Genomic DNA, 12034 nt, shown 5'->3' with positions numbered 1-12034 from the left:
CCAAGTTAATTTTATTGCAGACATCTTCGGAGTTGTTGCATAAATAATCTTAGTTCTAGAGAATTTTATCACTTCAAACCTTTTTTGCAACACAACCTCACAAAACAAATCAACTAGCTAAATTGCAAAATGTAAAAATTGCTTATTTAGTGGTTGACAATGAAGAACTACTCTACCAAATTGAAAAAGCTTGTATTAACTATTTCAGACCTTTGTTGAACGGGCATGGCAAAGGTGGCAGTGACAAAATCAGAATCAAGAAATACCAGCATCAGAAGGTAGAGCAATGGTGCGAGGTTTTAGGTATTCCAGATAGCCGTTTTGTAGAAGATGCAATCAATTTCTATCTGCAATATTTAGAAGGCAGACAGCCTACTGCTCCACCTGTAATTCAGTTTCTATCTTCTGATCCATCTACTGCTCCACCTGTAATTCAGTTTCTATCTTCTGATCCATCACAAGAAACTGTGGAACCTATTGATACTGAAGACCCTGATGAATATCAAGGTGGAATCAGTCTATAAATCTGAGGAACTACAAAGCATGATTCAACCAAGTTTGATTGACCTTAAGCAATTACCTAGTGTTTCATTTAATAAAGTACATACTTGCCTATGATGGCTGGAGTATATTTTGTAACGAGTTCTGTAACCATAATCAACAATCCATCCCCCTGGCTCATAAAACGCTAATTATCAATCATCCCCCTGCACCCTTGCTGGAAAGACGCAAGCATCTCACAAAATCGTGTTGCTCCCAATGACACAGACGAGAGTTACAACAATATCAACGAATTATCAAATAAAAATAATTTTTCAAGGAGATTGAGCTTAAAATGTCTGAGACAAACAAAGCTGCAAATAAAGTTAACGCAAAAGATCTAGTAATTGTGGTAGACGAATTTGCCGAACTAAAAGACAAGCTAGAAGGTGAACCCAACGGTGCAGAGCTTATAAATAAACTCAATAAATATCTTGAGGCTATTGTAAATCTCAGACTTTAAATGAGATACAAACAAGGATGTTGACACAAATTTAACAACAAGTCTTTGGCACTTACCAGTAATAAAATGCCCGGCCGGCGCTTTCGCCCTCAAGGCGAAAGCGCCTAAACACCTCGGTTTTGCCAAAAATATTATTGATACGGTGAGTCCAGTCCTGTAGGTGGGTTTCCCGCCGTAGGGAACTGGCTTTCCCGTTGGGCTGGGCATTTTATTTCTTGGATCTCTCTAAAAGAGCATCTAGGGCGCTGTCAAACTTCCTAGATGCCTTCTTCCCTAATATCCGCATCAGATACACAAGGAATTTCTACAATTATGACACGTTACTATCAAATCTATCCAGAGCGCAACGACCACGAACCAGGGTGTTGCTATCTAATTGAAGCCGTCGGTTTTCATGGGTGGATTCCTGGCTGTTGCTTGCGTCGAGTCAAAATTGGATTGACTCGAAACATTAATCGTAGACTTGATGGACTGGCATTAAATCAGCCGCCGTGCGATTACAAAGTGGTCGCACTTATTCAAGTAGACGATATGGCATCGGTCGAGAGTTTGCTACACAACAAATTCAAGCACTGTTGGGTCAAGCTAGAAAAATCACGAGAGTACTTTGACCTCAACCCCATTGACTACGCCTATTGCCTTTGGCTTTTTCGTCGGTTAAATCAGCAATCAATATCAATGCCTTTGACTTTCCGCCAAATCGCCGCTACAGCTTTGGTGGTAACTGGGCTAGCAACAATGGCATTCCCAGTAATCCAAAAAAGTTTTCAACCCGCAGCTGAGCCTATCCCAGAATCACAGCTAATAATTCCAGCATCAAAAAAGCTGAAATTATCACGATGATTGCGTCGTTTCCCTGTTACCCCTAATGGTACTTAACTGATATTTTTTAAGTTTTTGCGTACTCAAAATTTTAAAAAGCTAAATATTTAGTATGGAAAACTCTTGTCGTAACTGGTATAGTGATCATATTTAGCCCGTAAGTTTTCACGTACTCAAAAATTCAAATATTTAACAACTGAGGTTTTTGACATTTTAAAAACTCAATAGTGAGATTTGATCATGATTATCACAGTTGCATCTTTCAAGGGAGGGGTGGGCAAAACCACAACAGCTGTTCACTTAGCTGTTTATTTACAAGCCAAAGACGAGACACTTCTTATTGACGGCGACCCAAACCGTTCTGCTAGCGGTTGGGCAAAGCGTGGTGATTTACCTTTCAAAGTAATTGATGAGCGCCAAGCCGCCAAATTTGCTCCCAAATATCAGCACATTGTTATCGACACCCAAGCACGACCGCAGCAAGAAGATTTAAGAAGCACTAGTAGAGGGGTGTGATTTGCTAATTCTTCCCACTACCCCTGATGCCTTATCGCTTGATGCCTTAATGCAGACTGTTAATGTTCTCAAATCACTAGGCGCTGACCAATTCCGCATTCTCATTACTCGCGTTCCACCCAAGCCCAGGCGGGATGGGCAAGAAGCAAGGGAAATGTTAACTGAAGCTGGATTACCTTTATTTAAGGGTAGTGTCCGTGATGCAGTCGCTTTTCAAAAAGCTGCTTTGGCTGGTGTACCAGTAAACAAGGTTTCTGACCCACGAGCCAAGATAGCTTGGCGAGATTATCAAGGCATCGGTCAAGAGGTGATTAAGTGAGCAAGTTCAAAGGTATTTTGGATGCAGCAAAGGGTCGTGAACCTGAACCAGAAAAATCGAGCCAAAAAACAGAAACTCAAAAGCCACAACCTGAGAAGGTACAACCACACTCAGTTGACCAATTGCAAAGTGAACCGCCAAAACGGGGACGACCCAAAGCCAAACGTTCTGATCCTGATTATGAGCAGGTGACGGCTTATATTCGCAGGGACACACACACAACAGTCAAAATCGAGCTGTTAAAGTCCGCTCAAGATGGGCAAAAGCGCGAGTTTAGCGAACTTGTTCAGGATTTGCTATAGCAATGGCTAAAATTGCGTACCTAAAATTTCAGATATTCAAAAACTTGAAAACTTAGTACTTGACATGGCGTTAGAATTTGAATATGGATTTATGCGTATCTAAAAACCTGAATATTTAGGTTTCTGTATTTTCATCTAATTCATAATAGTGAATATCTGAATATCTGAATACCTGCATCTTCGCTTTTTGACATCGGCAATTTATAGTGAGTCATGATCGCTAGAGTGCAAAAGATAGATGGTGTGTTAAATTTACACCTGATGTCAAGCAGAAAGCCCTGTATGGGGTTAAGCAAAAATAAATTGAACAAACCTTCGATACCCCACGATTAATAGTGTTGTCTAGACAGATACCCTAAAAAAGGTTGTTCAATTTATGGAGAGCGGGGATGCTATGGACAAGACTGCTGGAACAAAAGCGATTGACTATTAATATTTTTCTAACAGATTGTTGACCGTTTATAACAAGTTAGACTATATTAACTGTAACAAGTTAGCTGGGCAAACACAGAATGTCTAAAGTAGTTCAGGAGCAAGTAGACAAACTCTTTGAGGCAACCAAGGATTTACAAAGCTTGGAAGAAATACGCCCACACTGTGAACAGTTTAATGAATGGATAAACCGGAATACTAACTACAGTATTAAAAGCTTAGGCACTGTGTTGAGCCGCGCTGGCTTCTATAAAAAATTTAAGTCACTGCCGTTAAAGCAAGGCAAAAATGCTGAATCAGTACCTAAACACGATGCTCAAGGCAACGTAACAGGTTATGAATTGAAGCATTACGTTCTACTACTGTGTGGGCTAGATCAAAAGGATTGGGAGGAGCGTAACGAGACTACACGGGTAAGCTCGCGCCTTTTGAATGCTGATAAAGACGGCAATACAGGTATTGAGATCAACCCGGACAAGTACTTAGAAGTTACCGCCAATTTATTAGCAAGTGATAACCCCCATGAATTAGCTGTTGGTTTAATTGCGGCAACAGGACGCCGACCTCATGAAATTTTAGCCAGAGGTAAATTTACCCCAGTTGAAGGGTCAGCTTATCAAGTAGTGTTTGAGGGTCAGGGTAAAAAACGCGGTCAAAACCCAGTATTTAAAATCTCTACCCTGTTTGCTGCTAGCTATATAATTGAGCGTTTAAACCATCTGTGTCAGGATGGCAGTGTTAAGGAATTACTTCAGCAAGTAACCAATGAGTTTAAGAGTAATGTCGCAGCGCAAAATAAAGCCATTGAGGATAAACGTGGTAATTCACTACGGCGTGTAGTTCAAGAGTATTTTGGGGGTAAGGATAAGCAAGAACCTCTGTTAAACTTCCGTCACGGACAAGAGCAAAACGACTGTAAAGCATTAAGGGCAGCTTGTGCTTGTTTGGTTACAGAGCGCGATCGCCCTGGCTCTGTTGGTGCAAAAATGCTGTTTTATGGGATGTTTTTAGGGCATATAACGCCAGGGGAGAAACCATCAGACCAGGATTTAAAGCACGTTGTAACCAGTTTGGGATATGCCGATTATTACGTTACTAAGCCTGTAAAGTTCCCAGACTCACCAGAGAAAGAAAAGACCTCCAACGTCAAGGTATCTCCGGCAGATTTAGAGTTCATCCACCAATTACAGACTGATTTAGAACTACCCAATCAAAAATCTGTAGTTGCTCGTCTGGTTGAAATTTATAAAAATGCTGCTTCCATTGCCAAGAAACTTCAGGAGGCACAGCAAACGACTGCACATCTGGAAGCACGGGTTAAGCAGCTATCAGAGCAGAATAACGAGTTACAGAAAACAAATAACCAGTTACAAGCAGATAACCAACAACCCCAAACAATTACTCTTAATACTACTGAGTTAGATGATTGGCTTGAGAAGAAAGTTTTTGCAGCTGTAGAAAAAGCTTTACAAGGTCAAGTCATTACACCTGCTGCCGTTGCTACTTCTATACCTGTTAAGGTTGCACCACCAAAGGAAGAAATTGACTGGACAGCTAAGAGCGATGCTGATGTATGGGGAAGCAAAGCACCTGGGGCAGCTTTAGAAAAAATTTGTAGGTCATTCCAGGCAATTTGTTTATACAACGATACTGTAGCTACTGGTGATGGCGATCGCTTAGCTCTTACTAACCAAGCTTTGAGGGATTTATCAGGCTGTAACGGCTTGTTAGTACGGGACTGGATTGACCAGCATAAAGATGAAGTAATCAGCCATAACTCAAAGTACGGTATGGAGAACAAGAAAGATCCTAGCAATCCAGCCAGCTATGCCAACAAAGGTAAGGACACAGATAAAATTATGTCATTAATCAATGATGAATTTTTGAGTGGTGAAGGCTTTCGTAAAAATAAAGATTAAAAATTGATTTTAAGCCAAGTCTAGAGATTAAAGACTGCGATTGCATAAGTAATAAATAGTTTAACTTTAAACGTATCTTTGTTTTTCAAGGAAAGCGAAACAAGTGTTTCCGTTGAAATAAAATAATTAATAAAGAGTTGGTGGGAGCATCTCAAATTTACAGAGGAAGGACTAATGTTAGGACAAGTAAGTACAATAATTCAGTATTCAGAACATGAACTGCTGTGTGTATATTTATCAGATATGCCACCTGATAAAGAAATTTTCTTTAACCCATCTCAATGATGAATTGTAATTTATTGTGAGCAGTGAATTCTCAAATAATGGAATTAGGAGAATGAAAAGACAAATTTCTGAAAGGTATGAGCCTTTACTAATCGAAATTAAAAAACTCAATGACTCTGGAAAGTTGATTGATGAGTTAATTAATAATTGTAATGACGAAGAACTTTATCGATGCTTAAAGAAAAAAGGAGATTGCTTTTTCCTCACTCTAGCTTATGGAGGCTTACTTAATTCTTTCCAAGAATTATTTAGAAAGTACGGATTTGAGCTTTGTTACTACTTAGTTGAATCGAGCTCTGCTGGTGATTTTTACAATGTAGGCTTCTTTGTTCCCTTCAAAATTAGGGAATTGGCGCGAGGATCTGATGAAAATGCCCTTAGCGCTTCCAGATTCCAGCAAGTATAGGGACTTAATCAAAAAAGCCAGAGAGATAGAACCAGAAAACCAGAAAACCAGAAAACTGATTTTTAATAGTGGTAAGTTGTGATGGATCAAGTAGAAGCAAGCGATCGCTCTTAGCATTGGGCATAATAACCAAAAACCCAATGCCAAATATCCGAAAGTTCAGATGGAAGCGTATTGTTATCGCGGTCTGCATCGGCACACTTGCCATATCAGCAATGATAAGAATTAATCACGAATGGCGAAAGCGAGATGGCTGGTGTGCGCGATACCAACCAGATGGGAAAGAGCAGATTCTATATGGTAATGATTGCTGGAAGTAAATTTATGCCGTAGATAATCAGGAGATTGTGTTGCGAAAACAGGCATTGGTCTGGTACAAAGTGCTAAAGACAGATAATTTAGTAGCACCAGTTACCCCAACAGTAATTGAGAAGTGCATTATCAAAGGTTATGCCGTAGAATTTTAAAAAGGCATAACCTCTGTAACTGCCATGAGCGATACCTTTGATACCCCTAGCAGCGATACCTCTGGCACGCCTAACTGCGATGGCTTTGCCAACACCTACGGTGAACGCATCAATCAAATCATTGTCCAGCTTGAAGTTTTAGGGAATCGGCGCGAGGAGCTGATGAAAATGCCCTTGGCGCTTCCAGGTACGTGGATACATGAATATGAAGTGCATCGTTTCTACCTGGGCAGTGGCAACCTAGAAACTTACTGCTATGCTAAGTGGCAAGCCAAAGAGGCGATTTTTAGGCGAAATCCGAAGAAGCACGGGCATAGGGGCAAAGGCAAATTTACCAAGCATCAGCATATTGGTAGGGTTTGGAGCAGCACAGGACTGGGGACTGAGCCAGAGGTGAAAGCAGCACGGCGGGAGTTAGCAGCGCGGCGAGAATTGGATGTAATTGAAAGCGTGATTACAGACATAGAAGCTGTGCTTCTGAGGGTTATGCCACAAAAAAATGATCAGGCATAACCTGTTGTGGTCAGAGCGATGGTGTACCCGCCCGCCAAGAGTGTGATCGCTTAGCTCTTACTAACCAAGCTTTGAGGGATTTGTCAGGCTGCAATGGTTTGCTAGTGCGTGATTGGATTGACCAGCATAAAGATGAAGTTATCAGCCATAACTCAAAATACGGTGTGGAGAACAACAAAGATCCCTCTAACCCTGCTAGCTATGCAAATAAAGGAAAAGACATAAATAAAATCTTGTCTCTGCTGAATGAAGAATTTCTAAGTGGTGAAGGTTTTCGTAAAAACAAATAAAGATTGAAAGAATTTTAAGGTAGCGATCACCTCCTTTATTAATTCGATAGGCGCTGCTTAAGTTCACAAAAACAATTTAGCTTTTTACACAAAGCGATCACTCTGCCATTGCCCAATAGTCAATAATTAAGGCAGGGGAAAGGCATTCTGTAGCAAGATACCAGCAGTTATGCACTTGTCAATGACAGGAAAAGTAAGTAAAGAAGAGCGATTGCTTTTGGTACTGTACTTTAGTACAATCGCACCATGTCTACACTAACTGCATCAATATTATGATTACTTTATTAGTGCGGTCACATACCCGCTTTTTATAGGTTGCTTAAATTGATCTTTACCATTTCAATATATTAAACTATAATGTTTAAAATTATAATTAATTAAGTTATCAGGTGTTAGTGTGAATAGTAATTTTAAAGGTATTTCACCAAGTCTTATTAATCAGGCTATTTTAAATATCGCTATTAGGCATGAAGTTTTGAAAAAAAGCTTAATATCTGAAGGAACTTATATAAATTGTTATATTTCCTTTCCATGTACTGAATATATCAAATCAATGTAGAATTTAGCTCTGTCAATAGAATCTGGAAGCGGTTTTGCAACTTGGGAAGAATACTATAAATTTATTAACCTGTTTGTTCAAGGACTTGCTAAAACAAAAAATATGTCAACTGAGGCCGCACAAGAAATAGTGGCGACAGAAGTAAAACGATTTCAAGTACAAGTAGATGCAGAAAACAATGCAGTAGTTGCACAACAAAAAGAGATTGAGCAAATGTTAAAGCTAGTTTTGCCTTTTATTACAGGCATTGCTGGCTTAATTCTCCTAGTTATTATATTGTATTGGGCTAAAGAAATATTAAATCAGCGTTTCTTAAATGTTCAACTTGTTGAATCATTAAGGAGTCAAAATCAGCAACTCCATCAAGAGAATGATAGCCTCAATAGCGAATTAGAGAAATTCAAACAGTTTCAAGTAGAACGAAGTAACTTAGAAAATCTGAAAAGAGAAAATGAAGTTCTCAAGAAAAGGAATAGCAACCTTAATGATCGACTAATCCAATGTAAAAAACCATTTTGGGAGAGAAATTGTAATTAGTAATACTTAATAACATTTAGCAATACTTAGTAAAAATCTGGCTAATGTACTGAGAAATTTACCCAACCAATTACATGATTATAGTCTCAGTTGAATAACCAACAAGTTCAGATGTACAGAGGTAAGCAGTACAATAAGAAAATCCTAGCCAAGAATCTCTAAAATTAGCAGAGGCATTTACTACCCAATTGGGGAATTTTCATTGGGAAGGGGATTATCTAAAATTTTGCGAGATTTTAGGTTACACTGCCGACGATTAGGCAGAGAACAAATACCATCGCTTTCAAGAATTGATATCAGCGATCAACCAGTTCGATACTGAATCACTGGCTAAACTACTCGACGCTGATAAATGATTTGTACAATGTTGCAAGAACGCGTTACTTTTTACTTAATTGAGGAATCAAGCATAGTCTAATTTAGCTTTAGATATTATTGTTTTGATAATACGATTGATCAATCTTACTTTTGATGGCTGCATAAGCCTTTTCTTTTGTTGCAAACCATTCTGCAACTCCAGTTGAAAGAATACTATCGTCTGCATTTGCTTTCATAAACTGGGGTATGTTATGGCAAAGACTGTCTACAGCCAAAGTACCCCAATCCTCATCAATTGAATCAAAAAATACAACAGCAGTCCAACCTCGGTAATGTGCCATGTGGTTGTCACGCGAAGGGCCATTTTGTCCACCAACGTAAATAAGTTCATCTTCCGCCCAAGTAAGAACAGGAAGTTTTTGGTATAATTTATTACCAATAAATTGCTTGAATTCCAAAACAGTATCTTCGGAAGTAATGCTTTGACAAATTCTTTGAAGTAAGAACCCATTAGGAAGTTTGGGAACATGGCTCTGTTCTTGCGGATCATAATCATGAACTGCAATTTCTTTGTTTTCAAAAATCTTTATATCGAGAGGGTGTTTTGCAAATGGATTAAGAAGAATTTGTAAACCATCTAGCAGTGTTTCCTTGTAATTAGGTCTTGTTTCCATAAAACGCAGTCTTCCTAATTCCTCCTTGGATTTTACTAACCTATCACCATAAAAGATAACAGGAACCTTACCGTTTCCAGCAAGAGCACGTACCTTACAAAAAGTAGCTTTACTGTTAAAAATGATCGCACTCACTTCAGACATAGAAGGATTAGTAAATAATCCTAACAAAAGGTCTACATTAGGATTTTTCTGAACCTTATAGCTTTTAGATTCACCGACTATAATACATTCACCCTCTTCATTACCTAGAATCGTTAAAATTTGCTCATGAGCATATAGAACTCGAACAATTGCCATAGAATCTTGAAGAAAGAAAAATGGTTGTTCAAAGGGTGCAACACAAATTACAAAAGGTTTATTCTGAACGTAAGCAAGTTTTGAATATTTTTGGATATATTTCTGATGTTTTGATGTAATAGCATTTAAAAGCCGGATTGTAGAGAGTCTAAGTATGTCATCCATGCTAGTTTGATCTAGTATATCCAAATCTTTTTCCCACTCAGGACGAAAACCTTCTGGATGATTTGCTGTAGTTGCTTAAGCAATGAAATCTTGATAAGGAGAACTTACTACAAAGTCTGGAGTTGCATAGGACAGATTAACTTTACAGTTAAGCTCTTTAAAGCAAGCAAAAAGGTATAGCTCCCAGAATGAGGAATTAAAAGTCGTTTGAAACTCTTTAACAAATTTACTATCTCGATCTATAAAACTATCTGCCCAACCGTTAATAACAGTGATTTCAAAATCACATAGGTTTGATTTTGTTATAAAACGAAAGTTTTGATGTTGCTGATTTTCGGGGACAATAGGTGTAAAAATATCCATCTAGTTTAATGCTTTAAATTAGTACATTTCATTTTAGCTATCACAGAATCAAAGTATCTAACCGACAAGTACGTAGGGCTTACCAGCCAGATCTGTAGTAGAGTAGAAAAAATCGATCAGGGTTGCCAAATACCTTGTCCTAGCGTCTTGGGGTCTAGTGGGGCAATTCCTCAGCTTTAGCAATTCAATTAAGCTATCGAGGCAGTGGATCGCCAGCTTTCCAGAGTTGTGTGGTCTTGGCGTACTGGGAGTAGGGTACATACGTCTGTTTTGATTGCACGTATGCGTTACCGGAAGCGTGAGTTATTGCCTTGAAGCAAACAATCGCCTGCTTGATCCTAATTCCTGAGATTGAGAGCACTTGAAAATTTTCATATTGCTTTTCCTGTTAGTCCTGGTTTTGAAACTCCTCTTACTTGACAACGTAATCTATAGGCTATAGGTTCCCATGAGAAACACGTATCCCCATTGCCACGCCACGCCTGCCAGCGTCAAGTAAGTGCGATCAGCTAAGAGTGGGAAAATTTATACCAGCCAATTTAACCTAACATGCAACTTCTAGGGAGGTCTTACCTCCCCTATAGTTAGTTAAAATGGAGTTTTACTTGTTTTGTTTACTTGGGCTAGATAACCTTGCCAGTAGTCGCCTTCGTAAGATTTTGGGTAAAGTGCGATCGCCGCGTCGAATTCTCCATCGTAGTAGCTATCAGGTTTGGCTTTGGCTTTGGCTTGAATTTGGGCTTGTTTTTGAACTAACATACAAACATCCTTTTAAATTTGAGGCGGGTTGATTCCCCGCTTTTTTCTTACCTGTTAGTATTTTATCATAACCAGTTGCTTAAAATAAATAACAAGTTAAGATAATTTCACAAATTGTTACAGTATAAATGTAACAGGTTGATGTAGAGGCGAATCCTTGAGTATGAAATCGAATAGCGTTGTTTAATTGGTAAAAGATAACGTAGCGGAAAAATGTAATTTACGATGGTGTACGCGCTCACCGCAGGCAATCGCTGACAACCCTTCGGGGAAATTCATCAACATCAGCCGAGGATGCAACGAAACAACGGGATAGCACAATAACCAGTTAACGTACAGTAACCTGTTAATTAATTAAATAACTGATTGTCTGACAGTCCAATGCCGAGGCGAATCATAGAGTACGAGAACAATAGGCACTGTTTATAATCGAAAAAGATAATATAATCAATGCTATGGCTTGTAGACACGGTGTGGCTTAGTGAGTACAGCAGAAAGACGTAGACAGAAGAAAGACGTAGACAGAAGAAAGACGCCAGGGGTATCCTAGCGAAATCATTGAAGGGAGACGCAATGGCGTAAGCACGCGTACCCATCCAATCCAATCCAATCTAATCTAGGCAATGGCGTAACCGCCTAACCCAGGCGATCGCTGACACCCAAAAGTAAAATGAGGTAACGGGACTCTCCAACTTGTTATACCAGCCTGTTATGTTTCTGAAGAATTGGCGATTGATAAGAAAATAAAATATAACAAGTTAAGATAAATCTACGCAGATATAGACAAAAACTAACAGGTTATGATAGATAACTAGGCAAAGTTAACAAGATAGAATAAGCAACTAGGAGTGGCTGAATCTGAAATCATTATACAGCAAGGCTTTTGAGGATACAGAGCAACCTGTTACTAATATGTAGATAGAGTGATTAACAAGTTAGTGATCGCACGTATAACAAGTTAATGCATATATGAACAGGTTATACAAATAACTTATATAAGTAAATCTAATTAAACAACCGAGGCGTGTCCGTTAATTTAAATTAACGGACACGCCTCGGTTGTTTAATTAGATTTACTTATATAA

General features: G+C 38.9%; 13 protein-coding genes and 1 pseudogene. 10 read left to right on the top strand and 4 right to left on the bottom strand.

From position 1 onward, the window contains the following. Positions 1–122: 122 nt before the first annotated feature. The 7 genes and pseudogenes from HCR01_RS35490 to HCR01_RS35460 all read left to right on the top strand — a co-directional run bounded on the left by HCR01_RS35490 (position 123) and on the right by HCR01_RS35460 (position 6004). Positions 123–524 carry a hypothetical protein gene (locus HCR01_RS35490; protein ID WP_193200601.1) on the top strand — a complete coding sequence of 134 codons (402 nt, stop codon included), beginning with the start codon at positions 123–125 and terminating at the stop codon, positions 522–524. A 311-nt stretch (positions 525–835) separates the two neighbouring features. Then, positions 836–1003: a hypothetical protein gene (locus HCR01_RS35485; RefSeq protein WP_193200600.1), complete on the top strand. Its 168-nt coding sequence runs from the start codon at positions 836–838 to the stop codon at positions 1001–1003. A 312-nt stretch (positions 1004–1315) separates the two neighbouring features. After that, entirely contained in the window at positions 1316–1846 is a 531-nt protein-coding gene (locus HCR01_RS35480; protein ID WP_193200599.1) for a GIY-YIG nuclease family protein, read from the top strand. A gap of 219 nt (positions 1847–2065) precedes the next feature. After that, a pseudogene (locus tag HCR01_RS35475) lies at positions 2066–2660 on the top strand (ParA family protein). Continuing rightward, entirely contained in the window at positions 2657–2962 is a 306-nt protein-coding gene (locus HCR01_RS35470; RefSeq protein ID WP_193200598.1) for a hypothetical protein, read from the top strand. Before HCR01_RS35475 ends, HCR01_RS35470 begins: the two are co-directional and overlap by 4 nt. Before the next feature lie 512 nt (positions 2963–3474). Further along, positions 3475–5313 (top strand): protelomerase family protein, encoded by a 1839-nt coding sequence (locus HCR01_RS35465; protein ID WP_193200597.1) that lies wholly within the window; start codon positions 3475–3477, stop codon positions 5311–5313. 337 nt (positions 5314–5650) lie between these two features. After that, on the top strand, positions 5651–6004 hold the full coding sequence (locus HCR01_RS35460) for a hypothetical protein (RefSeq protein WP_193200596.1): 354 nt from the start codon (positions 5651–5653) through the stop codon (positions 6002–6004). Positions 6005–6008: 4 nt separating this feature from the next. Here the strand turns inward: HCR01_RS35460 and HCR01_RS35455 are convergent, their stop codons facing one another. Beyond that, the gene (locus HCR01_RS35455) at positions 6009–6197 is read right to left on the bottom strand and encodes a hypothetical protein (RefSeq protein WP_193200595.1); all 189 of its coding nucleotides are present in this window, start codon (positions 6195–6197) and stop codon (positions 6009–6011) included. 298 nt (positions 6198–6495) lie between these two features. On the opposite strand from HCR01_RS35455, the gene HCR01_RS35450 reads away from it, so the two are divergent. The 3 genes from HCR01_RS35450 to HCR01_RS35440 all read left to right on the top strand — a co-directional run bounded on the left by HCR01_RS35450 (position 6496) and on the right by HCR01_RS35440 (position 8370). Next, entirely contained in the window at positions 6496–6984 is a 489-nt protein-coding gene (locus tag HCR01_RS35450) for a hypothetical protein (protein ID WP_226890007.1), read from the top strand. A gap of 104 nt (positions 6985–7088) precedes the next feature. Further along, positions 7089–7274, top strand: a complete 186-nt coding sequence (locus tag HCR01_RS35445; protein ID WP_193200594.1) for a hypothetical protein — start codon at positions 7089–7091, stop codon at positions 7272–7274. Between the two features lie 688 nt (positions 7275–7962). Then, entirely contained in the window at positions 7963–8370 is a 408-nt protein-coding gene (locus tag HCR01_RS35440; RefSeq protein ID WP_193200593.1) for a hypothetical protein, read from the top strand. Positions 8371–8795: 425 nt separating this feature from the next. On the opposite strand, the gene HCR01_RS35435 is transcribed toward HCR01_RS35440, so the two are convergent. The 3 genes from HCR01_RS35435 to HCR01_RS35425 all read right to left on the bottom strand — a co-directional run bounded on the left by HCR01_RS35435 (position 8796) and on the right by HCR01_RS35425 (position 10949). Further along, the gene (locus HCR01_RS35435; RefSeq protein ID WP_193200592.1) at positions 8796–9851 is read right to left on the bottom strand and encodes a hypothetical protein; all 1056 of its coding nucleotides are present in this window, start codon (positions 9849–9851) and stop codon (positions 8796–8798) included. Positions 9852–9902: 51 nt separating this feature from the next. Beyond that, positions 9903–10190: a hypothetical protein gene (locus HCR01_RS35430; RefSeq protein WP_193200591.1), complete on the bottom strand. Its 288-nt coding sequence runs from the start codon at positions 10188–10190 to the stop codon at positions 9903–9905. Between the two features lie 588 nt (positions 10191–10778). Continuing rightward, complete coding sequence (locus HCR01_RS35425; protein ID WP_193200590.1) at positions 10779–10949, bottom strand: hypothetical protein; 171 nt, start codon at positions 10947–10949, stop codon at positions 10779–10781. Positions 10950–12034: the final 1085 nt, after the last annotated feature.

The organism is Nostoc sp. MG11 (assembly GCF_014904695.1).
Taxonomy (GTDB): domain Bacteria; phylum Cyanobacteriota; class Cyanobacteriia; order Cyanobacteriales; family Nostocaceae; genus Komarekiella.
This window is presented reverse-complemented; position numbering and strand designations above follow the sequence as displayed.